The organism is Ruegeria sp. AB5, from assembly GCF_056542645.1.
The window spans coordinates 910385-934767 of sequence record NZ_JBQGAE010000001.1 but is presented as its reverse complement, the minus strand read 5'-3'; the positions used below and the strand labels follow the sequence as shown (position 1 = coordinate 934767).

The window sequence follows — 24383 nt, the reverse complement described above, 5'->3', positions numbered from 1 at the left end:
CCCGCTGACCGTTCCGAGGTTCTACACGCGAAACATTGCCTCAAGCTATCTGGAAATACCTGTGGCTAACTTGGGGTAAAGCCTTGGGATAACTTTCCGGATCGGTTGGATACCTAAGTATGCGTAGCTTATTATGTAGGAATTGCAGGGAAAGTCACCAGATATCGTAGCCGCCGGGGCGATTCTTCTGGTCTTATCCCCAATTCCTCCACAAGAGGTTTACGTAGGTTTATTGGCCTCTTGCCAGCCGCGCGGGTCCTTCAAAAAGGACTCGACACCGCTAAGGGTCTCTTCATCAAAGGCCTTTTGCGCCTTGGCCTCGGCCAGAACATCCCACCATGTGCACAAGCTGTGCAGTTTCACGCCGTGATCGCCCAGCGTCTTTTCGGTTTCCGGAAAAATACCGTAGTAGAAAATGACGGCGGTATGCCCGCAGGTTGCACCGGTCTCGCGGATTGCATCCACAAAAGACAGTTTCGATCCGCCATCGGTGGTCAGGTCTTCGACCAGCAGCACGCGTTCGCCCTCGTTCATTGCACCTTCGATGCGGGCGTTGCGGCCATACCCCTTGGGCTTTTTGCGCACATAGGTCATCGGCAGGGCCATACGTTCGGCCACCATCGCGGCAAAGGGGATACCTGCGGTTTCACCGCCTGCGATGTTGTCGAATGCCTCAAAACCTGCGTCGCGCATCACGGTCACGGTCAGGAAATCCATTAGGGTCGAGCGGATGCGCGGGTACGAGATCAGTTTGCGGCAGTCGATATAAGTGGGGCTGGGCAAACCGCTGGCCAATGTGAACGGCTCGCGTGAATTGAAATGGACGGCTTTGATCTCCAGCAGCATCCGCGCGGTCAGGCGGGCGATTTCGGTGCTGTCGGGAAAGGAACTGGGGATCATGGCGCAAACCTCGGGGCTGAAAACTCGTTGCGGGCTGATAGCCTGACCGTTGTCCCGGAGTCGAGAGGGCCGGCCAAAAGAAAAGCGGACCTGCAAGAGGTCCGCTTTGCCCTTGCGGGCGATAGAGCATGCAAAGGTGGGCTTAGCTGCTCATGTCGTAGGCGCGTTCCCCATGTACCGCGAGGTCGAGCCCGTTTGTTTCGGTTTCGGCGTCTACGCGAAGCGGGGTGATGAGTGCAACCGCCTTCACCAACACAATCGTGACAACTGCCGTAAAGGCACCCACAATCACCAGTCCGCCCAGCTGCGCGGTCCATGTGCCCAAGCCGAACAATGCGATCATCAACGTGCCGAAGATGCCCCCCGCACCATGTACGGCGAAGACGTCCAGCGTATCGTCTATGTTCAGCTTGTTGCGGATCACGTTGACGGCTTCCTGACACAGCACACCAGCAACGGCGCCAATGATCAGTGCTTGCACGGGCCCCACAAAGCCCGAAGCAGGTGTGATCGACGCCAGACCTGCGATCGTGCCGGTGACCAGACCCACCATCGAGGCTTTGCCAAAGCGGATCTTTTCCCACAAGGCCCAGGTCAGCGACGCGGTGGCCGCCGAAATATGCGTGACGGTCATTGCCATCGCAGCGCCGCCGTCTGCGGCCAGTTGCGAGCCGCCATTGAAGCCGAACCAACCCACCCACAGCATTGCTGCCCCGATCATGGTGAAACCGGGATTGTGCGGGGGCGTGGTGCGGTTGCGGCGCGGGCCGAGGATCACCGCAATGATCAGTGCGGCCAGACCTGCGGTCTCATGAACCACGATGCCGCCTGCAAAATCGCGCACACCGATTTCACCCAGAATGCCACCATCCGAGAGAATGCCGCCGCCCCAGATCCAGTGAACCACTGGCGCGTAGCACAGCAACATCCAAAGGGCTGAGAAAGTCAGAACAAAGCCAAATCCGACACGTTCCACATAGCCACCAACGATCAGGGCAGGGGTAATGATGGCAAAAGTCATCTGGAACGCAAAAAACAGGACCTCGGGCAGGGTGCCCGCCAGGCTGTCGACGTCCACGCCATTCAGGAAGGCCTTGCCCAGGCCGCCCCACAGCCCGCTTTCACCGGGACCAAAGGCGATCGAGTACCCGGCAACCAGCCATAGTATGCTCATCAGGCAGGCGATGGCAAAGCAGTGCATGAAGACGCTCAATACGTTGCGGGCGCGCACAAGGCCGCCATAGAACAGGGCAAGCCCCGGTAGTGTCATGAACAGGACCAATGCGGTTGCAACAATGATCCAGGCTGTATCGGCTCCGTTCATGGGCCGCGCTCCTTTCCCTATCAGGTGCTCCGGTGACGACCTGTCAAGGCGATGCGGAACGGTGTGAGTGTTTGTGCGGGGCCTTGAAGCGGAGGAAGGGTGGGGAAAAAAGAGGCAGACAGGAGAAAAGACGCCCATTTTGACGCCTTTTGTTAAACTGATGACAGTTTTTGCATCAATTGTGCGGTTATGCCCGAAAAAAGGGCGCTTTAAGAAAGTGCGCTGTGCAGCAGGTTCAGCGCATGATCCCGTGCCGCCTCGCGCACGGCGTCCCGACCCAGCGCTCCGAATTCAACGGTTTCGGTTCGTGTTTCGAACCCTTCGCCTGCCAGCCCGAAACACACACGTCCTTCAGGTTTGAATTCGGATCCTCCGGGGCCCGCGATGCCCGTGATCGACACGGCCAGTTTCGCGCGCGAATTCCTCAGCGCACCGTCGGCCATTTCACGGGCCACCTGCTCCGACACCGCGCCATGGGCGTCCAGTGTGGCGGACTTCACGCCCAGCATGTCCTGCTTGGCCGCATTGGTATAGGTGACGAAGCCCCGATCCACGACTGCAGAACTGCCCGGAATGTCAGTCAGGGCGGCGGCCACCATGCCGCCGGTGCAGCTTTCGGCGGTGGCGATCATCACATTGCGCGCCTTGGCCAGATCAAGCAGCGTGGTGACGCTCATAGCCCCATCACCCCATGCGCGATACCGGCAAGAACCAGCACCCCAATGGCGGCGAAGAGACCGGCGATCACATCGTCCAGCATCACACCCATCGCGTCATTGCGCCGGTCGGCCCAGCCGACAGGGCCGGGCTTGGTAATGTCAAACAGGCGGAACAAAAGGAAACCCGCAATCCAACCGGGCCAAAGCGCCGTGATCTCGATCCCATGGGCCCATGACGGGTAGGAGATGGCCCAGAGCGCGATGAACTGACCGACAACCTCGTCGATGACGATTTCCGAAGGGTCGTGATTGTCCTGACCTGCGGTCATCACCCGGGTCGCCCACAGGCCGCCGACAAAGGCTGCCCCCGTGGCAATCGCCAGCAGGGGAAATCCGCCCAGCATGTGCAGAAGCCACGCCATCGGAAGCGCAGCAAGTGAGCCCCATGTGCCCGGGGCGGGGCGCAGGTAGCCCACGCCACAAACAGTTCCGATCAGGCGCGCGGCCGTCATGTTTTCACCAGACAGGCTGTGGCCAAAGCGGCGATGCCTTCGCTGCGGCCCGTAAAGCCCAACCGCTCGGAAGTCGTGGCCTTGACCGAAACCTGATCGGCCTGCAAGCCCATGATTTTAGACATCTCTTCGCGCATTGCCTGCGCATGGGGGCCGATCTTTGGGTATTCACAGACCAGCGTGCAATCTGCGTTTGAAATGCGAAATCCCATCTGCCCCGCCAACGCGACTGCGTGGCGCAGAAAGATGTCGCTGTCTGCGCCTTTCCACTGCGGATCAGACGGGGGGAAGTGTTGTCCGATATCCCCTTGTGCAAGCGCGCCATAGATTGCGTCGGTGACCGCATGCATCCCCACATCGGCGTCCGAATGGCCCTGCAACCCCCGGTCATGCGGAATCTTGACGCCACACAGGACCACGTGATCGCCTTCACCAAACCGGTGTACGTCATATCCGTTGCCCAGCCTTACATCCATATCAAGCCCCAATATGCGTTCTGCCCGGGCAAAATCCTCGGGTCGTGTGATTTTGATATTGTCCGGGTCACCCGGCACGATGGCTACATCCAGCCCAGCGGCCCGGGCGACCTCGACATCATCCGCCGCGCCCCCCGGGTGGGCCGCATGGGCGGCGGCGATGGCGTCATAAAGAAACCCCTGAGGCGTTTGCGCCGCGAACAGGCCGCCGCGATCCTGTGTCCCGGTCACTGACGTTCCGTCTCCGGTCCACAGCGCGTCCGTGACGGCCAGGCCGGGGGCCGTTGCGCTGTGTTGTGTCAGCGCGGCGAGAACATCCTGAATGATGCGTGCGCTGACACAGGGGCGCGCAACGTCGTGAATTAGGACGCGGGTTGTGCCGCGATCTGCGAGGGCTGCCAATCCATTGCGCACAGACGCCGCCCGGTCAGGGCCGCCTGCAGTGAGAATCAAATCGCGCGTCCGGTACGTGTCCCATGCGGCTTGATCCTCGGGCGAGAGAACCAGAACAATCTCGTCGACATGGCCGCGAAACCGATCGATCGTCCAGTCCGCTACGGCGCGCCCGGCCAGTTTGCGCCACTGTTTCGGCGTGCCGTCTCCGGCGCGGGTTCCGCGACCAGCGGCAACGATGATGGCGGCGGTTGTCATTTGGGGCTCGGCCTCCTCGTTTCACGCCATTGTTTAGGGGGCGGTGAATGCAGAGGCAATCACCCGCGTCACATTGATTAAAAAATGGGCACATGATGATTTCGCAGGCTTGTGGGCCGCCGTTTTGTTGTTCATAGGCACCGAATTGGATATCAAAATCGCAACTGCTCAAGGATTAGGCGCGTTGACCCTGCATCTTGCCGACAAAACTCTGACCCCACCTGTGTTGCTGGCCCCGATGGCTGGAATCACGGACCGGCCTTTCCGTGATCTGGTGATGCGGTTCGGGGTTGGCATGGTTGTCAGCGAAATGGTCGCCAGCCAGGAAATGGTTCAAGCCAAACCGGGCGTGCGTGAACGCGCCGAATTGTCTGCGGATGTGGAAAACACCGCTGTACAGCTGGCCGGGCGCGAGGCGCACTGGATGGCCGAGGCCGCGCGTCAGGTCGCCGACCGGGGCGCGCGGGTGATCGACATCAATATGGGCTGCCCGGCCAAGAAGGTTACAAATGGGTATTCGGGCTCTGCCCTTCTAAAAACGCCTGATCACGCATTGACCCTGATCGAAGCGGTGGTCGCGGCCGTGGATGTGCCGGTGACGTTGAAAACCCGCCTGGGCTGGGATGATGCGTTGCTCAACGCACCAGAAGTTGCACGCCGCGCCGAAGAGGCAGGTGTTCAAATGGTTACGATCCACGGGCGCACAAGGTGCCAGTTTTACAAGGGACGGGCCGACTGGAAGGCGATCCGAGCGGTGAAAGAGGCGGTCTCGATCCCTGTCATCGCCAACGGAGATATTGTGGACGCCCAAGCTGCCCGTACGGCGCTTGAACAGTCGGGCGCGGATGGCGTGATGGTCGGGCGCGGGGCGCAAGGCAAACCCTGGCTGCTGGCGCAGATTTGCCACGAACTGTACGGCGCCAATGCCCCGGACATCCCGGAACGCGATGTTCTGACCGAGATGGTCCGCGCGCATTATCAGGCGATGCTGGCCTTCTACGGTAGCGAACTGGGCCTACGGGTCGCCCGCAAACACCTGGGCTGGTACATGGACGAGGTTGGAACGCCGGCGTCCCTGCGGCGGGCCGTTCTGACCGCGCGCGATACGGACGAGGTGTTGCGGCTGTTGGGGGATGCCTTGGATGGCGAGCAAGGGATCGCAGCATGACCTCGGATCAAAGCATCTGGAACTCGTTGCCGGTTCCGGCTTTCATCATCGACAAGGATGACCGGATCGCTGACGTGAACTCTTCGGGCGAAGGGTTCCTGAACGCGTCGCGCAAGTCGGTGATCGGACACCCTGTCTGGGACCAGATCGCCGTTGATGCCCCGTTGGAAGAAGCGTTCCTGCGCGCACGCCAACAAGGCACGCCCTTGTTCGTGAATGACGTGGACGCAGGCTCTGGCAACCGTGCGCCGTTGCAATGCGCGTTGCAAATTGCGCCTTTGGTCGGGCACCCCGGATCGATGATCATCATCATTTCGCCGCGCGAACTGGCCGGGCGGATGACCCGGGGCAATACGGTTAAATCAGCCGCGCAATCCGCCATCGGCATGGCTGAAATGCTGGCGCATGAAATCAAGAACCCGCTGGCTGGCATTACCGGTGCCGCTCAGTTGCTGAGCATGAATATCCCGTCCCAAGATCTTGAACTTACAGACCTTATCGTCGCGGAAAGCCGCCGTATCGTGAAGCTGCTTGAGCAGGTTGAGCAGTTCGGAAATCTTCAGCAACCAGATTTTAAACCGGTCAACATCCATGACGTTCTGGACCGTGCCCGCCGTTCGGCCCTACTGGGATTTGGTGCGGACATGACGATAATCGAGGACTATGATCCGTCCCTGCCGCTGGCCTATGGTGACCCGGATCAGATCCTGCAAGTTGTTCTGAACTTGCTGAAAAACGCATCCGAGGCCGCCGGACCGGAAGGTGGCACCATTCGCCTGCGCACCTATTTCGAGCATTCGTTCCGGCTGCGCCGCAGCGACGGGTCGGGCCACTCGCTGCCGTTGCAGATCGAGATCATCGATGACGGGCCGGGCCTGCCGGACAACATCCGCAGCGACATTTTCGACCCGTTTGTGTCGGGCAAGGAAAACGGGACCGGGCTTGGGTTGGCTTTGGTCAGCAAGATCATCTCGGACCACAACGGCTGGATTTCTGTGGACTCTGTTCCCGGACGCACCGTATTCAAACTGTCGCTGCGCCGCGCGCCGACAGGCACCACATCAAAGGAGATCACCTGATGGATGGCACCGTTCTGGTTGCAGACGACGATCGCACGATCCGCACCGTTCTGACGCAGGCCCTGACCCGCGCCGGATGCAAGGTGCATGCCACGTCCTCACTGACCACGCTGATGCGCTGGGTGGGGGAAGGCAAGGGCGACGTGGTGATCTCGGACGTGGTCATGCCGGACGGTAACGGTTTGGAAATGCTGCCGAAAATCGCAGAGGACAGGCCAGGCTTGCCGGTCATCGTGATCTCGGCCCAGAACACGATCATGACGGCTATTCAGGCGGCCGAGGCGGATGCTTATGACTATTTGCCCAAGCCGTTTGACCTGCCTGACCTGATGAAACGTACCGCACGCGCGCTGGAACAAAGGCGGCGACTGCACGCCGAGCCCGAAACTGAGCAGGATGACCGCCCCGATGAGTTGCCCCTGGTCGGGCGCACACCGGTCATGCAGTCGCTCTATCGTTTGGTCGCGCGGGTGATGAACACCGATCTGTCAGTGATGATCTCTGGCGAAAGCGGAACAGGCAAGTCATTGATCGCGCGCGCTATTCATGATTTCTCGGACCGCAGGACCTTGCCCTTTGTCACCGCGACGGCGGCGGATTTGCGGGATCTGGAAGGCCCGGCCCGGGTCATGGCGCGCGTGCGGGGCGGGACACTGCTGATAGACGAGATCGCCGATATCGACGACGAGATACAAGCCCGGATCGTGCGGATGATGGACACGCCCGGCGATCACGTGCCGCGATTCATGGCCACCAGCCAGTCCGATCTGACGGATGGTATGGAAAGCGGCCTGATACGACAGGACCTGTACTACCGGCTGTGCGGCGCGACTATTCACGTGCCTGCGCTGCGCGAACGCGTCGATGACATCACGCTGCTCGCCGAGCATTTTCTGGCCCGGGAAGAGCGGGACAGCGGCACCAAACGTTGGCTCAGTACCGATGCGGTCGAACTTGTCAGGCGATATTCCTGGCCGGGCAACGTGCGGCAGTTGGAAAACGCGATCAGACGCCTCAGCCTGACCAGCCGATCAGATGAGATATCAAAGGCCGAGGTCGAAATGGTATTGGGTAGCCAGCCCGAGGCCGAACCGGTTCTGGGCGGCGGAGAGCGCGAGAAGCTGTCAACTTCGGTCGAGCGGCATCTGAGGCGCTATTTTGATCTGCATGGCAACATGTTGCCACCACCGGGCCTGTATCAGCGTATTTTGCGCGAAGTTGAGGCCCCGCTGATTGAAATTGCTCTTGAGGCAACTGGCGGAAATCAGGCGAAATGCGCCGATCTGCTGGGAATCAACCGAAATACGCTGCGGAAAAAGATCACGGACCTCGATATTCAGGTGACACGCCGCCGCAAACTGATGTAATATCGCCACACAAACCGTGGCATCCGGGTATCTTCCGGGTAAAGACCACGACATATGGCGGTCAGCCGCGCAAGCGGCACATCAGGATGAGGGCAGACGGTGGCAACCCGAGCACAGAGCGGGATGATCCCATCGATCACTCGGTGGCGAAAATCCCGAAAACTGCGCAATTTCGGCACCTTGGGGCTGGTTCTTCTGGGACCGGCTTTGGCGCTTGCGACATACCTTGTCATTGGTCCGTTTGATCTGGGGGCGACCGCGCCAACCCTACGCCTGATTCTTCTTGCTGATCTGGTTTACGTCCTTGTTGTTGCGGCCCTCGTGCTGAGTCAGGTCGGCAGTCTGCTGGCCGCGCGTCGGGCAAAATCAGCAGGTTCCCGGCTTCATTTGCGTCTGATCGGTGCGTTTACGCTGTTGGCGCTGGTGCCCACGGTCACGGTTGCCATTTTCGCAGGCCTGACCGTGAATATCGGCCTTGAGGGGTGGTTCTCGGACCGGGTTCGTCAGGTTGTCGGGTCGTCTCTTACAGCGGCTGAGGCCTATGAGCTTGAGCACCGGCAGGGCCTGACGCAAGACGCCGCCGTGTTGGCGCTTTATCTGGACAATGCGCGGTCGCGCGATTTCTACATCTCGGATGCCGAATTGCGCGAAGTGCTGGCGCAAGGGCAGGCGCAGATCCAACGGGGTTTGCGCGAGGCCTATGTTATTGATGGCGCTGGTGAGATTCGATCGCGCGGAGATCGGTCGTACCTGTTCAGCTATGAAGAACCAACGCCAGAACAGATCGTAGAAGCCACCGATAACGGCCTTCTGATCATTGCCGATTGGGAGAACAACGAATTCCGCGCGCTGGTTCCGTTGCAGGCGTATCTGGATCGCTATCTGTATGTCAGCCGCGATGTCGACGGCCAGTTGCTGACCTTGTTGGATGACACCAAGGAAACAGCCCAGTTCTACCAGCAGCTGGAAAGCGAACGGGGCAGGGTCCTGTTCGAATTCGGGCTGTTATATCTCGGGTTTGCGCTGATCCTGATCCTTGCGGCCATGTCTTTGGGCATGTGGTTCGCAGAACGTCTGTCGCGCCCCGTGGGGCGATTGACGACGGCGGCACAGCGTGTGGGTGCAGGTGATCTGAGCGTTCAGGTGATCGAAGAGGCCAGCGATGACGAAATTGCTATGCTGGGCCGTTATTTCAACCAGATGACCCGGCAGCTTAAAGGTCAGCGCGATACGCTGCTGGAGAACACACGTCAGATCGAAAGCCGCCGTCGCCTGTTCGACTCGGTTCTCAGTTCGGTGACATCAGGGGTGGTTGGCGTCGACCCGGACGGGTGGGTCACCTTTGTCAACCGCTCGGCGGAACGGCTGCTGGACTGGTCCCGTGGGGAAGAGCATCTGGCGATTGGCATTGCCGTGCCGGAGTTTCTGCCGCTGTTCGAAGGTTTGAAAGACAGCGGGCAAGAGGCGGTTCAGGGTGAGGTCAAGGTGACCCGCAAAGGGCAATTGGAAAACCTGCTTGTGCGAATGGCCACCCGGCGGGGCGAGGATGGCACGCTTGAGGGCTACGTGGTCGCCTTTGACGACGTGACCGATCTTGTCAGCGCACAGCGGATGGCGGCCTGGGGCGACGTGGCCCGGCGCATCGCGCATGAGATCAAGAATCCGCTGACCCCAATTCAGTTGAGCGCCGAGCGGATCAAACGCAAGTTCTCGCGCAAACTGGATGAAGAGGATTGCGACGTCCTGGAATCGATGACCGATGTGATCGTGCGCCAGACAAATGATCTGCGGCGGATCGTGGATGAGTTCTCGAAATTCGCGCGCATGCCGGAACCTGAGCGGCGCGAAGAGAATGTTGTTGCCTTGGTGCGCGAAGCCGTGCTGTTGCAGCAGGCAGGACAGCCCGACGTCCAGATTGATGCGGACCTGCCGGATCGGCCTATATCTGCTGATCTGGATGCAACCATGCTGAACCAGGCTTTGACGAACCTGATCAAGAACGCGGGTGAAGCCATTGAAACTTTGAAGGAAAAAGGCGCACCCGACAACCTTAGACCACAGATCAAGGTGGCCGTTACAAACGATGATGCGGGTACCATCATCACCATTGCAGACAACGGGATCGGTCTTCCCGAGGATCGGGCGCGTTTGTTCGAACCTTATGTGACCACGCGCGACGAAGGGACCGGGCTGGGCCTGCCCATCGTCAAGAAGATCATCGAAGAACATGGCGGAGCGCTGACATTGGAAGACGCGCCCGTTTTCGACGGACAGGACCATTTCGGCGCGATGGCCGTGATCCGTTTGCCGGGGGGCAATTTCTCCCCAAATTCCGCGCTACAGAAGCAGGCGATTAAAACCAACAAACTGAAAGCAGGCCAAAGATGAGCGACATTCTGATCGTAGATGACGAACGCGATATTCGCGAACTGGTGTCCGACATTCTGGAGGACGAAGGCTATTCAACCCGGCTGGCGGCGAACTCGGACGAGTGCATGTCGTCGATCAACTCGGAACCGCCGGGGCTGTTGATTCTGGATATCTGGCTCAAGGACAGCCGCATGGACGGGATCGATATCCTGAAGGCGGTGAAACGGGACAATCCGGATGTGCCGGTCGTGATCATTTCAGGCCACGGCAATATCGAGATCGCGGTCGCCGCGATCAAACAGGGCGCGTATGACTTCATCGAGAAGCCCTTCAACATCGACCAGTTGATGGTGGTAATCCGTCGCGCCATGGAGACCTCGCGTCTGCGCCGCGAGAATGCGTCGCTCAAGCGCAAGGAGGTCAGCAATTCGGACATGATCGGCAAATCCGCCTCGTTCCGCGCGATGCAAAGCCAGCTGGACAAGGTCACCAAGTCGAACGGTCGCGTAATGCTGAGCGGTCCGGCAGGATCTGGCAAAGAGATTGCGGCACGCTATATCCACGCGCATTCCAACCGCGCCAACGCGCCATTTGTGACGGTCAACTGTGCCGGTGTCGAGCCTGAGCGGGTCGAAGAAGTTCTGTTTGGCCGCGAAAGCGCGGAGCGTGGTGTCGAATCCGGTTTGCTGGAAGAAGCCCATGGCGGCGTGATCTATTTCGACGAAGTTGCCGATATGCCGTTGGGCACGCAGTCGAAAATCCTTCGGGTTCTGGTCGATCAGCAATTCCAGCGCGTTGGCGGCTCGGACAAGGTGCGGGTCGATCTGCGCGTGATTTCATCGACCAACAAGAACCTTGATGATGAGATCGTGGCAGAACGGTTTCGCGAAGAACTGTATCACCGGCTGAACGTGGTTCCCATCGAAGTCCCCTCCCTTGAAGACCGGCGCGAAGACATTCCTGTTCTGGCGCAGCACTTCATCGAAGTGTGCAACGAAACGCAGGGCCTGCCGATCCGTGAGCTGTCCGAAGAAGCGGTGGCCCTGCTTCAGACAATGACCTGGCCGGGCAATGTTCGCCAGTTGAAGAACCTGATCGAACGTGTGCTGATCCTTGGCGACGGTACGGGGCCAATCGAAGCGCGTGAGTTGCCAAGCGATGAGGACAAGGCCGAAGAGTCGGGTCGCGTTGTGTTGTCTGGTGCTTTGGCGACCTTGCCACTGCGCGAGGCCCGTGAAGCCTTTGAACGCGAATATCTGCTGACCCAGATCAACCGGTTCGGCGGAAACATCAGTCGCACCGCCAGCTTTGTTGGCATGGAGCGCAGCGCGCTGCACCGCAAGCTGAAATCGCTGGGTGTTGTCACTTCGAACAAGTCAGGCGCGCGTGTTGCACAAATAGACGAGCCGGAACCGGCAGAGTAGTCTGTCGGTCTGTCCGAGCAGGGGGCGTTATGATCACTACCAGACCGAATTCTGGTACCGCGCGGCTCGAAACTCTTGGATATCCGGGGTTCGGCAAGCGCCTGAAACGGTTGCGCCGGTCGACCGGGTACAAGCAATCGCATCTGGCCGAGCTGTTGCAGGTCGATCAGGCCACGATTTCGCGATGGGAACGGGGTGGACAAACACCTCCGCCAGATACGCAGCAGGCTGTGTTTGCGGCACTTGGTCCCGCCCATTCCGACGACAGCGCCTTGCGGCGGTTGGTTCTGACATCGTCAGACTGTCTGCATCTTGTCGAGGAGACCAGTCACAAGTGCCTTGCCTATTCCGCAAGTCGGGCGCGGGACTGGAAGACTAGTCAGAATGCGCTTTTGGGGGTGTCACTTTGGCAATTTGCAACAGAAGAGATTCAAAGCGCCGAGGCGGAACTGGATGCCGAGGGATGGTGGGACATGCACACACCTGCACCCAAGGCGTTCCTGACCTCTGAGGCTGTTCATGAACGCATTCGGATTAGCGCTGGCACGATCATCTGGCAGCGTCTTTATCTGTCTGACGGAACACCTGTGCGTCTGGTCAGCGGCACAAGACACTGACCGCGCATAATTTATGCGTTCCGTGGCTTGGAAAGGCGCGGTAGAAGCGCCCCATGATACAGGTGTTTCAGGTCCTTCTGCTTTGGCTGGCCGGTTTGGGCGCGGCCACGCAATTTGCAAAAATTGCGGTGCCATTTCCTGAATTGGTTCTGCTCTATCCCGACCATGCAGAAACGATGGGCTGGCTGCTGTCGATCATCAGCCTGCTCGGCGCAGTGTTGGGGGCCTTGTCCGGGGCAATTGTGGGTCGGGTCGGGCCGTTGAAGCTGTTGGTCTTTGGTCTGGGCCTGGGCGGCGCAATTTCGATCTTTCAGGCGTCCATACCCGGGTTCCACATCATGCTGGCCAGCCGATTTGTCGAAGGGCTGTCGCATCTTGCAATCGTTGTGGCCGCCCCCACGCTGATCGCGCAGATCACTCGCGGCAAGGCGCGCAACGTTTCCATGGTGTTGTGGAGCACGTTTTTCGGCGTGGCATTTGCGCTGAACGCCTGGATCGGTTTGCCATTGATTGCGCGGTTTGGCGTATCCTCATACTTTCTTTTGCATGGCTTTCTGATGATCGGAGTTGCAGCGCTGATCCCGGTGAGCCGTCTGCAGATCCAGCCTGTTTCAGAAGGCGCGCCCTGGCGATGGAGGGACCTGCCGGGCATTCATCTGCGCACCTACCGCTCGCCCTTTGTTTCGGCCCCGGCGGTCGGTTGGTTCTTTTACACGCTGACATTCGTGTCATTGCTGGCGATCCTGCCAAGCCGGCTGCCTGACGAGCTGAGCGCACCGGTTGCGGGCCTGATGCCACTGGCTGGGATTGTGCTGAGTTGGCTGGCCGTTCCGTTTCTTCTGTCCGTGATGTCCTGCATCGCGGTTGTAAATCTGGGATTTGGCCTTGGCATCCTGTCTATTGTCGGAGCCTTCCTTGGCGTGCCGCTGGAGATCGTGTGCGTTTGTCTGTTCGCGGTTTTGGGTCTTGTGCAAGGTGGCAGTTTTGCCGCTGTGCCGATTCTGAATGAAACACCAGAGGCGCAGGCGCTCAGCTATGGCGCAATGGCACAAATGGGCAACGCGGGGAACCTGCTGGGCACGCCGGTTTTGCTGGCTGTTCTTTGGCGCATTGACGAAGCAGGTATGCTGGTGACCGTCATTGGCATCTATGCCGTTGCCATCCTTGCCCATCTGTGGCTTGCCCGAAAACGCGCGGCACTTGCCACATCAGCCTGACTGGCCCGGAGTGATGATCTGGAAAGAGCCATCATCGAATTTCACAAAACACGACTCGGTACTCAGCGGCGGTAATGTGGTCGTTCGGGCTGCGGGCACACGCGATTTTAAGTTTTGCCTGCACGGGGGCAGGCTGACAGGACGGTAGCCTTTTTGCGCCATGCACTGTGCCTCGACCGTGTTGCGCAGGGATTGATTGACGTCGACGGTATAAACCCGCCCGGGTTCCCACCAGCCTCCGCTGCGATGGCAGCGACCGCGCCCATCACAATAGGTTCGGCCCGGTCGGTAGATGGGCGGGCTTTGCCGAACCTGATTTGCAACCGGGGCATCCTTTAGGGCCTGAACCCGACATTGTGTGGTTTCCCTTTGCATCTTCGAAACGCTCTCACCTTCGCGATAATAGATGGACAGCGGACCGCAGGCGGTCAGCATCATCATGGGAACAAGCAGGTGAACAAGCGTTTTCATACGCTTATCTTGCCCGACACCCGGGCATATGACAATTCAATTGACCGTTCTGGGGGCATCTGTCATTCAAAGAATTCAGGCAGAAGGGCCAGAAACATGAAGGTCATCATTTGCGGTGCGGGCCAGGTTGGCTGGCAGATTGCACGGCATCTATCGGGCGAACTCAATGACGTTACCGTTGTGGACAACAATCCCGACCTGGTGCGCCGCGCGACCGAGACGCTGGATGTGCAAGGGATCGCAGGGTTCGCCAGTTACCCGGACGTGCTTGAACGGGCAGGCGCGCGCGATGCGGATATGATCATCGCGGCGACCCACTCGGACGAAGTGAACATGGTCACCTGCCAGATGGCCCACTCGGTTTTTGGTATCCAGCGCAAGATCGCGCGTCTGCGATCCAAATCGTACCTCGCGGCGATCCATTCCGATCTCTATCGCCGTGACCACCTGCCCATTGATGTTGTCATCAGCCCGGAACGGGAGGTGGCCGCCGCCGCCATGCGCCGCCTGTCCGCGCCGTCCGCCTTTGACACCGAGATGTTTATGGACAGCAAAGCGCAGTTGCTGGGTATACGCATCGAGGAAGATTGCCCGGTGGTGAACACGCCTTTGCGTCAATTGACCGATCTGTTCTCGACGCTCAGCTCGATCGTTGTGGGGGTGCGGCGCGAAGGAACCTTGTTTGCCCCGGAATCCGAGGACCAGTTGTTTGTCGGCGATGAATGCTACGTGTTCACCAGCGTGAAAGACGTGGACCGCACGATGGAAGTGTTCGGTAAGGCGCAAAAACGTCAGGACCGGGTTGTGATTGTCGGTGGTGGCAATGTCGGGCTTGAAGTTGCCAAAACGCTGGAGGAACGCGAAAGCCGGGTGCGCGCCAAGATCATCGAGCGAGAGCGGCGCTGCGCGGAATTGGCTGCCGAGGCTTTGGAGCGTACTATCGTACTGCATGGCGACGGGCTTGATTCAGCCCTGTTGAAAGAGGCGGGGATCGACCGTGCCGATGCCATGCTTGCGGTGACAGATGACGACCGCACCAACATGCTGGCGGCGGTGCGCGCCAAGGCCGAAGGCTGCGCCCTGGCGATTGCGCTGATCAACGATCCCAGCATGGTGGCCCTGATGGGGCCGCTGGGCATTGACGCCTATATCAACCCGCGCGCAACCACCGTCAGTTCGATCCTGCGCCACATCCGTCATGGGCGGGTCCGGCAGGTCTATTCCATCGGTGACGCCGAGGCCGAGGTGATCGAAGCCGAGGTTCTGTCGACCTCTCCCATGGCCGGCCAGAAACTGCGTGATATCGACTTCCCTGAAGGTGTCCTTGTTGGGGCCGTGCGCAAAGGGGATGAGGTTTTGCGCCCCACCGGCAGCCTTAGGATAGATGAAAAGGATGTGGTTGCGATCTTTGCCATGGCCAAGGATGTGCCCGAGGTCGAACGGCTGATGCAGGTTTCGATCGATTTCTTCTGATGGCGCGGGTTGTCACACAACGGGTTGGACTGCTGCGGCGATTGCCGTTGTTTCTGCTGATCTGGGGCGTTGCGTCTCTGTCCATGTGGATACCGGCGGTCTTTGCGCTGGCCTTGGATGATCACGATACGTCCCGATCTTTTCTGTATTCCGGCATTCTGGGTCTGTTTCTGGTCGCAGCGATTGCGCTGGCGTCGTCGAACCGGGTGCCAAGGCGGGGTACGCTGGGGCAGTTGGCGGTTCTGCTGGGGTGTTTCACGGTGTTGCCCGTCTTTCTGGCAATCCCGTTCCATGATGCGTTGGGCAACACCACCTTTCTGAACGCTTATTTCGATATGGTCAGCGCCCTGACGACAACTGGCGCGGACCTGTTTCCAATTCCTGACCGCCTCAGCGCACCGCTGCATCTGTGGCGTGCGCTTGTCGGTTGGATGGGTGGCTTGCTGATGTGGATCGCGGCTGCCGCAATCCTGGCCCCCCTGTCGCTTGGCGGGTTCGAGGTTACGGCGCAGGGTCAACCGGGCCGTCCGGTCTCGGGTGTGGCGCAGAGTGAAAAGGTTGATCCGCGTGGGCGGCTTCTGCGGGTGACGCGTACATTGACCCCAATCTATGCCGGATTGACGGCGGTGGTCTGTGTTTTGCTGCTGATCGCCGGTGAGCAGGGCCTGACGGCGATCTGTCATGCCATGTCGATCATGGCGACCTCGGGTATTTCTCCCGTCGGTGGTCTGGAAGGTGCACAGGCCGGCGTAACGGGTGAGATGATCCTGTTTCTGTTTCTCTTCTTTGCCCTGTCGCGTCTGACGTTCTCGACCGATACCGCGACAACCGGCTTTTCACGTCTGGACAAGGACCCCGAGTTTCGGATTGGCCTGCTGATCGTGCTTGCCGTGGCAGTCTTGCTGTTCTTCCGTGTCTGGGCCGGTGTGAATGAGATCGGCGGTCAGCTTCAGCCGCTTCAGGCGCTCAATGTCCTGTGGGGGATGCTGTTCACCGGGTTGTCTTTTTTGACAACTGCAGGCTTTGAAAGCGCGAACTGGAATGACGCACAGCAGCTTTCCGGACTGGGGACGCCGGGATTGATCCTGATGGGCCTTGCCCTGGTCGGAGGGGGGGTGGCCACAACAGCGGGCGGGGTCAAGCTGCTGCGGGTTTTTGCGCTGTATCTGAATGGCGCGCGCGAAATTGACCGGCTGATCCATCCTTCATCGGTCAGTGGCACCGGCGGCGGCAATCGCCGCATCCAAAGCGATGGTGCCTTTATCGCGTGGATCTTCTTGATGATGTTCGCCCTGACGCTGGCCCTGTTCAATCTGTTGCTGGCAATGATGGGTTCGAGCTTCGAACAGGCCATGGTTCTCAGCGTCGCGGCGCTCAGCACGACGGGCCCGCTGATCGAGTTGGCCACGGATGTCCCGATCCGCCTGATCGACCTGCCGGGCGGGGCCAAACTGACGCTTTGCGCGGCAATGGTGATCGGTCGTCTTGAGACTTTGGCGATCATCGCGTTGATTACCCCGTCGCTGTGGCGCGATTGATCCAGTGTGGGCCCCTCTCGTTACTGACTGATTTTTCATCTGGAATATCTGTGCGCAGCACTCCATACTCTGCCAAAGGGAGCGCGTTGGTCCGCAGCGCGTAGCAAGAACAATGGCGAGATTATTATAATATGGCTTCGGACAGACAGAATCTTCAGGACGCGTTCCTGAACAACGTACGGAAAGCAAAAGTCCCGGTCACGATTTTCCTGATCAACGGCGTTAAACTGCAGGGTGTGATCACCTGGTTCGACAATTTCTGCGTCTTGTTGCGCCGCGACGGACAGTCGCAACTAGTGTACAAACACGCGATTTCGACGATCATGCCATCACAGCCGATCAACCTGTATGAGGGCGAAGACGCCTCTTGATGGAACATGAACGGACGCGCACCCGGGCCTGGGTGCTGCATCCTGAAATCAAATCAGATGAACAGCGCCGTGTCCCTGAACCGGCGCTGGAAGAGGCGGTGGCACTGGCCGTCGCGCTGCCCGATCTGGATGTGATCGGGTCCGAAATCGTGCGTCTGCAACGCGCGCAGGCCGGTCTGTTGTTTGGCAGCGGCAAGATCGAGGAACTTGCGGAACGGCTGCATGATGCCGAGATCGAACTGGTTCTGATCGACGGCCCCGTCACCCCGGTCCAGCAACGCAACCTTGAAAAAGCCTGGAAGGTCAAAATCCTCGACCGGACCGGTTTGATCCTCGAGATCTTTTCGGATCGCGCCCGCACCCGCGAGGGGGTGTTGCAGGTCGAGATGGCCGCACTCAGCTACCAGCGGACGCGACTGGTGCGGGCCTGGACACACCTGGAACGGCAGCGGGGCGGATTGGGCTTTGTTGGTGGTCCGGGCGAAACCCAGATCGAGGCGGACCGACGCGCAATTGATGAACAACTGGTCCGCTTAAGACGTCAATTGCAGAAGGTGGTCAAAACCCGAACGCTGCACCGCGCCGCACGGGCCAAGGTGCCGTATCCGATTGTTGCCCTTGTGGGCTATACCAACGCGGGCAAGTCGACGCTGTTCAACCGCCTGACCGGGGCCGAGGTGATGGCCAAGGACATGCTGTTCGCCACGCTGGATCCGACCATGCGCCGCGTTGTTTTGCCGGACGGGCCCGAGGTGATCCTTTCGGACACAGTGGGGTTCATTTCAAACCTGCCGACTGAACTGGTCGCTGCATTTCGGGCGACGCTCGAGGAAGTGCTGGGTGCCGATCTCATCGTGCATGTGCGCGATATCAGCCATGATGAATCGCAGGCACAGGCCGAGGATGTGCAGGCCATTCTCACCTCGCTGGGGGTTGATGAAAAGCGTCCGATGTTGGAGGTCTGGAACAAGACCGATCTGCTGGATGCTGACGAAAAAGAGGCCACGCTGGCCCGTGCCGAGCGCGATCCGGCAATCTTTGCCATCTCGGCGGTCACCGGGGATGGCGTCGATCCGCTGTTGGCCGAAATCGCTGCAAAACTGCAAGGCGCTCGCCATGAGACCACTTTGTGCGTGAGCTTTGGCGAAGGGGACAAGCGGGCATGGCTGTATCGGCAGGATGTGGTTCGATCCGAGGAACAGACCGAAGAGGGTTTCGAGATCACTGTGCTTTGGACCGAAAAGCAGGCGGCTCAATTCGCTGGTCTGTGACGCTCAGCGTCCGTCGATCTGCCGCTGATGATCTTCAGCGTCGAACCACCCTAGCGAGGACTGGACCTTGTACTCTGGTGTCAGTTCCCATTCCTCCCATCCGCGCGTGACGACACGATTTCCGGTTTCCGAATGGTGCCCTTCTAGGGTCCAGACAAAGATCGCGTGCGACCCGGCCCAGCGAAACATGTCACATCGAACTTCGAGGTCGGGAAACTGAGCGTAGAAACCGCGCGCCATTTCGGCAATGGCAGCTCGCCCTTCATGGGGATCACCGCGATTGATCACGATCTGGCCGTCAGGTGCAAAAAAGCTTGCCACAGCATCAGCATCGCCCGAGCTCCAGGCAATCGCATAGTCGCGCGCAAGATTATTCAGGACATCCCGAATGCTGGCCATGATTGCCCCCTTGGTCCCACATGGTCGGTGCCAAGATGCTAGGCGAAAAAGATCAAACGTGCCACGACACAGAAGAAAACAGGGCGAGGACTTGCCGACTGGGCGGATTATTGCGGAAGCAACGTGGTCACGCCAACGGCCGCCGCTCGCGCCAGATCGATGTCCAACGACATCGGAATATACTCTCCGCGGCGCCACAGTTGCGCCTGATCATCATAGTAGCGCGACAGGAAATGCCCTGACTGACCCGTGGCCGTGATAAAGACCGAGCTGTCGGGGTCGGCAAAGTCATAGACACCACGGTAGCCCGCACCATGGACATTCTGGAACGGATCCGGCCCTTCGCCCGAGGTGCGTCCACGCAACAAGGTGTTGTCCCCACCGCTGGTCGATTGGCGGATATTCACAAAAAAGCGCAGGACAGGGACAGTTCCCAATACGGGATGGTCGTGCGTGGCCTGATGCGCGTCACCCCATCGCAGCGATTCCAGTGCCGTGCCGTATCTTTCGCCAATCCAGATCAGGGCGTCGTCCAGCGCCAGGCGGGCCATATCTGTACAGGTTTCTACAGGGGCACTTTGACGGACGTCGCACCAGACCGAGGCACCGTCAATGTCACGATAGACACGTTCGATGAACAAAGGCTCGACATGCTTGAACTCACTGGCCAGCGGGCCAAGCTCGTCCGCGATCAGGCGAATTTGCAGGGCGCGCAGCCACGCGGCGTATATCAGGGGTTCAGGGAGATGCTCGTTCATCTCGCCGTTCCATTCGGCCAGCAACGACAAAGCGATCTGGCGCTGGCGGTCCTGCGTACCTTCGGGTGCGGACGCCCCGGTAAACCAAAGATCGGCTCCGATCAGTGGCAACAGTGAGCGGGCGCTAAAGCTGACGGTGTCCAATTGCGCTTCGATAAAGCTGTCGCGGGTGTGGACCTCGCGGGATTGCATCAGGCGCTCCCAACGATAAACGCGCTGCGTGTCGCCCCATTCAAACGACACATGGTTGGGGAAGGGGCGGTCGATGATCTTGTTGTTTGTGTTGCCCAGCAATCCCCCCGCAGGGGATACGAATTCAGGGTTGTTTGCATAGGGCAGACGGCCTTGCCACCGATTGGCTTCGATCCAACCGGGGCTTGGGATGCGGCCCTTGCTCTGGTTGCGCAGGTCTCGTTGCGGCATTGCCCCGATCAGTTTCAGGCCAATGGTGTCAGCGTCCACCAATGACAAGTTCTGCGAGGGTGCGATGAATTTCTCTGCGACCTCAATCGCATCCGGCACGGTATGAACGTTCATCAGCCCCATCGATGCGGTCATCGACGTGTCGTTCGGGCTGAGCGCCGTCCAAGAGAGCGAGACGACATGACCCGGCGGGGTGATCGTCTCAAGATCGTAGTGACTGCCGGGCAGAACCGGGCCATTCTCGGTCCAGCGCAGCGTCAGGGTAATCGGGGCTTCGTCCTTGATCTGGATGATCGAGGGGCGGCTGCGAAATCTCTGGTATCCGTCTGGCGTCAGGTATTCTTCCGGATTGTCGGGGTTCAGTTGTTCGATATGCAGGTCCTGATCGTCCAGATACGAGGATGTGAGACCCCAACCCAGCCGGTCGCTGCGTCCGCTCATGACGGCGGGAACACCGGGGATCGTCGCGCCGATCACACCGCCATTGGCCAAACCGAGATGGGCCAGATACCACACGCCCGGCGCGGTAAAGCCCAAGTGCGGGTCATTGGCCAACAACGTGCCGCCACTTGCTGACCGGGTGGGCGCGGCCGCCCAAGCGTTGGACGCACCGGCCAATCCACGTCTCGGGAAAGGCGACAATGGGTGGGTTGGCATGTCCTGGCCTGCGGCATATCGGGGTAGGCCTGGGAACAGATCGGCATATTCCGGCAGGGCCGCAATGCCCTGACCGGGAACATTTGGAAGAATATCTGCGAGACGGGTAGGGTCATTCAGCATCAGAGACGTCCGAGCCCGAAGGACCTCATCCTGCAAGTGGCCCGAGAGTTGCAGACCCATCAGTTTGATGACGGCGAGGCTATCGCCTGGCTGCCATGGCGAGACGGGGGCGTTAAACAGAAACATCTCGGGCGCGCCGCGCCCCAGGGCGTCTTCATTGATTTGGGTCAGCCGGGCGTTGACACCGGCGGAATAGGCCCGCAGCGCGGCCTTGGTGTAGTCGTCCTGCGCCTCGACCGACTGATGCGCCAGGCCGTACAGATCAAGGCGGCGCAACAGCTTGTCGATCGGCACAGTGCGCGCGCCAAAGACTTCGGACAATCGCCCTTGTGCCGTGCGGCGCAGGATCGTCATTTGCCACAGGCGATCCTGAGCGTGGGCATATCCCAGACCAAAGAACACATCAGGGTCGGTTTCTCCGATGATGTGCGGGACATTTGCGGTATCTCGAATGATCTCAACCGGGGCGGCTACGCCGTCAACCTCAAGGGTTTGATCGTATTCGGGAAGGGATTGACTGGCCAGAAAGACGACCAATCCGATGGCTGCAAGAACCAGCAGGACAAGACCCGAGGCGATACGCACCAACCAGCGAAACACAAGAGCCATCAACGCCCCACATTTGTTTAGAATTTACGTGATGAGAGACTAGTGGATACGCGCGGTGACCGGAAGGGGAACGCAGCGAAAACCTGTGACCTCACCGCCAAATAGAAGACCCCGCCTTGGTCAGGCGAGGTCTGTATGTGAGGGGGGTGCGGTATCGTAGGTTCAGGGGATGATACGGGTGTATTTTATGCCTTCGACAGTTGCGCCGATCTGCAAACCAGCCTGACCGAAAATCGCGGCCAGAACGGGCGTGCGCAGGGTGGTCGTATCTGTCGACAACTGATCGCCTTGATCGCTGACCACATAGCCGATATCGGCACCGGCCGTCCAACCGCTGGAGCGACGGAAGTCGTTCAGCGCGTCCTCGGTCATGAAGAACAGCACATGTGCGTATTGCTGTGCGCCGATCTGTAGGCCCGCAGTGCCCTTGACGGCGGAATAGTAGTCGACCGTGGCACCATTGATGCGCAGCGCGCCCTGACCGTAGCCGCCGCCAAAGACGAACCCGGCTTCGGTTATAAGGGGCATGACCAGCATGCCGTTGGCCTTGTTGGCGATTTCGACCGTGTTGGGGTAGCGGGCATACATCTCGGTCAGCGTAGCGTCGACACGGGCGTCGAGGGTGGCTGCGTTCGAGTTGCCGACGCCATTGCCGCAGGCTGCGGTCAGCGTCAGACCCGCCATGCCAAGCGCAAAGCCGCGACGATTCAGTCGGGGGAAGTTGGAACTGCTCATGGTTTTTTCTCTGTAACTGTGCCTGAAATGCCGGGTGTTCCCGATCTTATGTGCGAGAATACGCCGATTGGTTGCACATGTCACGGGAAAGCTGGCCCCGCAACCGCGACAATCGGCGAAATATCGCGAAGTGCCGGGGTTTTAGCCTTGCAGGACCTCAGCGACCTGTGGCGCGAAATAGGTCAGGATTCCATCGCAGCCTGCGCGTTTGAACGCCAGCAGGCTTTCCAGCATCACCTTGTCTCCATCGATCCATCCGTTCTGGGCGGCGGCTTGGACCATCGCGTATTCACCCGAGACCTGATAGGCATAGGTGGGTGCCCCGAACGTGTCTTTTACCCGCCGACAGATGTCCAGATACGGCATACCGGGCTTGATCATCACCATATCTGCCCCCTCAGTCAGGTCACGCTCGATCAGGCGCAGGGCTTCGTTCGAGTTGGCAGGGTCCATTTGGTATGTTTTCTTGTCGCCGGTCAGGGCGCCAGAAGCACCGACGGCATCTCGGAAGGGGCCATAGAACGCGCTGGCGTATTTCGCAGCGTAACTGAGGATCATCACATTGTGATGGCCGTCTTTTTCCAAGGCTGTGCGCATCGCCCCGATCCGCCCGTCCATCATATCTGACGGCCCGATGATGTCGGCCCCGGCCTCGGCCTGCGCGAGGGTCATCTTCACCAGTGCCTCGACGGTCTGGTCATTCACAATCTCGCCATCCACCACATAGCCGTCGTGACCGTTGATGTTATAAGGGTCCAGCGCCACGTCGGTCATGACAGCGATGTCTGGCGCGGCGGCTTTAATGGCGCGGATTGCCCGGTTGCACAGGTTGTCGGGGTTCCACGCTTCGGCGCAGTCTTCTGTCTTCAGTGACGGATCGGTGTACGGAAAGATGCAAATCGCCGGTATTCCAAGCGCTTGAGCCTCGGCTGCCGCCTTGGCAATCAGATCGACGGACCGCCGAACGACGCCCGGCATCGACGAGATCGGTTCCTCAACGCCTTCCCCATCCCGGACAAAAACCGGCCAGATCAGATCGTCCGTGGTCAACGTGTTTTCCCGAACCAGCCCCCGGATTGCCTTGGACTGGCGGGCCCTGCGAAAACGGGTTTGAGGATAGGGGGCGATGGTCGGTTTCATGGCACGTGCTCCTTGAACATTGCCGCATTGGGTGGCATGAATTCGCCAAGGGCTCAAGGGTATCAATAGACGCGCCGCTGCGATAGAACCCTCTGAGGATTTTGAATAAAGGGTTGAGTTTGGACTGGTACACTTCGATCTTCGAACTCATCGATATGCGCAGCTTTTCGAATCTATGGTTCTGGATCGTTCTTGCGGTTGCATGGTCTTCCGCCAGTCATTGGGTCATGGGCATCCCATATGATCTCGTGGTGCGCGCGCGCCGCGTCGGAGGCCAGGTCGAGGTCGACCTTCTTGATATTGTACGGATAAACACCAACCGGATACTGTACATCGTTGACGTTTCAGGCGCGCTTTTGCTGGCTGTGATGAGCTTTGTGTTCACGGGACTGGCGATGTTGGGGTTTTACTACGCTGTCGAGTTTGCACAGGCCCTTTTCCTGTTGCTGTTTCCGATGACCTTGGTGATGGGGGTGAATATCTTGCACGCCCGGCAATTGCGCCGTCAGGAATTGACGCTTGAGCGTGTGACAAGGACATTGCATCGCTGCCGCTTGTACACGCAGATCATCGGTATGTTTGCGATACTGGTCACTTCCTTCTGGGGCATGTATCAGAACATTTCGATCGGCGTTCTGGGATAGCGAAATC

22 protein-coding genes are annotated in these 24383 nt (G+C 59.4%); 12 read left to right on the top strand and 10 right to left on the bottom strand.

The features are described 5' to 3' along the window. Nucleotides 1-219 precede the first annotated feature (219 nt). From ACR0L4_RS04700 to ACR0L4_RS04680, 5 genes are all read right to left on the bottom strand, one after another. Nucleotides 220-900, bottom strand: coding sequence for an orotate phosphoribosyltransferase (locus ACR0L4_RS04700; RefSeq protein WP_480510936.1), 681 nt, complete (start codon nucleotides 898-900; stop codon nucleotides 220-222). A gap of 142 nt (nucleotides 901-1042) precedes the next feature. Beyond that, nucleotides 1043-2224, bottom strand: coding sequence for an ammonium transporter (locus ACR0L4_RS04695; protein ID WP_480510934.1), 1182 nt, complete (start codon nucleotides 2222-2224; stop codon nucleotides 1043-1045). A 209-nt stretch (nucleotides 2225-2433) separates the two neighbouring features. Continuing rightward, on the bottom strand, nucleotides 2434-2901 hold the full coding sequence (locus ACR0L4_RS04690; RefSeq protein ID WP_480510932.1) for a CinA family protein: 468 nt from the start codon (nucleotides 2899-2901) through the stop codon (nucleotides 2434-2436). Beyond that, nucleotides 2898-3395 carry a phosphatidylglycerophosphatase A family protein gene (locus ACR0L4_RS04685; RefSeq protein WP_480510930.1) on the bottom strand — a complete coding sequence of 166 codons (498 nt, stop codon included), beginning with the start codon at nucleotides 3393-3395 and terminating at the stop codon, nucleotides 2898-2900. The genes ACR0L4_RS04690 and ACR0L4_RS04685 overlap by 4 nt, the downstream gene beginning before the upstream one ends. Beyond that, a complete protein-coding gene (locus tag ACR0L4_RS04680) occupies nucleotides 3392-4522 on the bottom strand; it encodes a bifunctional 2-C-methyl-D-erythritol 4-phosphate cytidylyltransferase/2-C-methyl-D-erythritol 2,4-cyclodiphosphate synthase (RefSeq protein WP_480510928.1) in 1131 nt (376 codons plus the stop codon). The genes ACR0L4_RS04685 and ACR0L4_RS04680 overlap by 4 nt, the downstream gene beginning before the upstream one ends. Nucleotides 4523-4706: 184 nt before the next feature. Here ACR0L4_RS04680 and dusB point away from each other — a divergent pair, with 184 nt between their 5' ends. The 7 genes from dusB (at nucleotide 4707) to ACR0L4_RS04645 (ending at nucleotide 13764) form a co-directional block, all read left to right on the top strand. Then, complete coding sequence (gene dusB, locus ACR0L4_RS04675; protein WP_480510926.1) at nucleotides 4707-5690, top strand: tRNA dihydrouridine synthase DusB; 984 nt, start codon at nucleotides 4707-4709, stop codon at nucleotides 5688-5690. After that, nucleotides 5687-6769 carry an ATP-binding protein gene (locus tag ACR0L4_RS04670; protein ID WP_170749108.1) on the top strand — a complete coding sequence of 361 codons (1083 nt, stop codon included), beginning with the start codon at nucleotides 5687-5689 and terminating at the stop codon, nucleotides 6767-6769. Before dusB ends, ACR0L4_RS04670 begins: the two co-directional genes overlap by 4 nt. After that, nucleotides 6769-8136: a response regulator gene (locus ACR0L4_RS04665; RefSeq protein ID WP_480510924.1), complete on the top strand. Its 1368-nt coding sequence runs from the start codon at nucleotides 6769-6771 to the stop codon at nucleotides 8134-8136. The genes ACR0L4_RS04670 and ACR0L4_RS04665 overlap by 1 nt, the downstream gene beginning before the upstream one ends. Nucleotides 8137-8259: 123 nt before the next feature. Beyond that, nucleotides 8260-10524 (top strand): sensor histidine kinase NtrY-like, encoded by a 2265-nt coding sequence (locus ACR0L4_RS04660; RefSeq protein WP_480511152.1) that lies wholly within the window; start codon nucleotides 8260-8262, stop codon nucleotides 10522-10524. Beyond that, entirely contained in the window at nucleotides 10521-11930 is a 1410-nt protein-coding gene (gene ntrX, locus ACR0L4_RS04655) for a nitrogen assimilation response regulator NtrX (protein WP_170749106.1), read from the top strand. Before ACR0L4_RS04660 ends, ntrX begins: the two co-directional genes overlap by 4 nt. Nucleotides 11931-11959: 29 nt before the next feature. Next, nucleotides 11960-12547 (top strand): helix-turn-helix domain-containing protein, encoded by a 588-nt coding sequence (locus tag ACR0L4_RS04650; RefSeq protein ID WP_170749105.1) that lies wholly within the window; start codon nucleotides 11960-11962, stop codon nucleotides 12545-12547. Nucleotides 12548-12600: 53 nt separating this feature from the next. Continuing rightward, on the top strand, nucleotides 12601-13764 hold the full coding sequence (locus ACR0L4_RS04645) for an MFS transporter (RefSeq protein WP_480510921.1): 1164 nt from the start codon (nucleotides 12601-12603) through the stop codon (nucleotides 13762-13764). Here ACR0L4_RS04645 and ACR0L4_RS04640 read toward each other — a convergent pair. Next, complete coding sequence (locus ACR0L4_RS04640; RefSeq protein ID WP_170749103.1) at nucleotides 13756-14235, bottom strand: hypothetical protein; 480 nt, start codon at nucleotides 14233-14235, stop codon at nucleotides 13756-13758. The genes ACR0L4_RS04645 and ACR0L4_RS04640 overlap by 9 nt on opposite strands. A gap of 96 nt (nucleotides 14236-14331) precedes the next feature. Here ACR0L4_RS04640 and trkA point away from each other — a divergent pair, with 96 nt between their 5' ends. The 4 genes from trkA (at nucleotide 14332) to hflX (ending at nucleotide 18888) form a co-directional block, all read left to right on the top strand. Continuing rightward, nucleotides 14332-15708, top strand: coding sequence for a Trk system potassium transporter TrkA (gene trkA / locus ACR0L4_RS04635; RefSeq protein ID WP_170749102.1), 1377 nt, complete (start codon nucleotides 14332-14334; stop codon nucleotides 15706-15708). After that, a complete protein-coding gene (locus ACR0L4_RS04630; protein ID WP_480510918.1) occupies nucleotides 15708-17246 on the top strand; it encodes a TrkH family potassium uptake protein in 1539 nt (512 codons plus the stop codon). Before trkA ends, ACR0L4_RS04630 begins: the two co-directional genes overlap by 1 nt. A 131-nt stretch (nucleotides 17247-17377) precedes the next feature. Continuing rightward, a complete protein-coding gene (hfq, locus tag ACR0L4_RS04625; protein WP_005982826.1) occupies nucleotides 17378-17617 on the top strand; it encodes an RNA chaperone Hfq in 240 nt (79 codons plus the stop codon). Next, nucleotides 17617-18888 carry a GTPase HflX gene (gene hflX, locus ACR0L4_RS04620; protein ID WP_480510916.1) on the top strand — a complete coding sequence of 424 codons (1272 nt, stop codon included), beginning with the start codon at nucleotides 17617-17619 and terminating at the stop codon, nucleotides 18886-18888. Before hfq ends, hflX begins: the two co-directional genes overlap by 1 nt. Nucleotides 18889-18891: 3 nt before the next feature. Here hflX and ACR0L4_RS04615 read toward each other — a convergent pair whose 3' ends face one another. From ACR0L4_RS04615 to hemB, 4 genes are all read right to left on the bottom strand, one after another. Beyond that, on the bottom strand, nucleotides 18892-19287 hold the full coding sequence (locus ACR0L4_RS04615; protein WP_170749099.1) for a nuclear transport factor 2 family protein: 396 nt from the start codon (nucleotides 19285-19287) through the stop codon (nucleotides 18892-18894). 107 nt (nucleotides 19288-19394) lie between these two features. Then, complete coding sequence (locus tag ACR0L4_RS04610) at nucleotides 19395-21857, bottom strand: penicillin acylase family protein (RefSeq protein ID WP_480510914.1); 2463 nt, start codon at nucleotides 21855-21857, stop codon at nucleotides 19395-19397. 162 nt (nucleotides 21858-22019) lie between these two features. Continuing rightward, nucleotides 22020-22592: a YSC84-related protein gene (locus ACR0L4_RS04605; protein ID WP_170749097.1), complete on the bottom strand. Its 573-nt coding sequence runs from the start codon at nucleotides 22590-22592 to the stop codon at nucleotides 22020-22022. A 141-nt stretch (nucleotides 22593-22733) separates the two neighbouring features. Then, nucleotides 22734-23732 carry a porphobilinogen synthase gene (hemB, locus tag ACR0L4_RS04600; protein ID WP_480510912.1) on the bottom strand — a complete coding sequence of 333 codons (999 nt, stop codon included), beginning with the start codon at nucleotides 23730-23732 and terminating at the stop codon, nucleotides 22734-22736. Nucleotides 23733-23851: 119 nt separating this feature from the next. Here hemB and ACR0L4_RS04595 point away from each other — a divergent pair, with 119 nt between their 5' ends. After that, nucleotides 23852-24376, top strand: coding sequence for a component of SufBCD complex (locus ACR0L4_RS04595; protein WP_170749095.1), 525 nt, complete (start codon nucleotides 23852-23854; stop codon nucleotides 24374-24376). Nucleotides 24377-24383 lie beyond the last annotated feature (7 nt).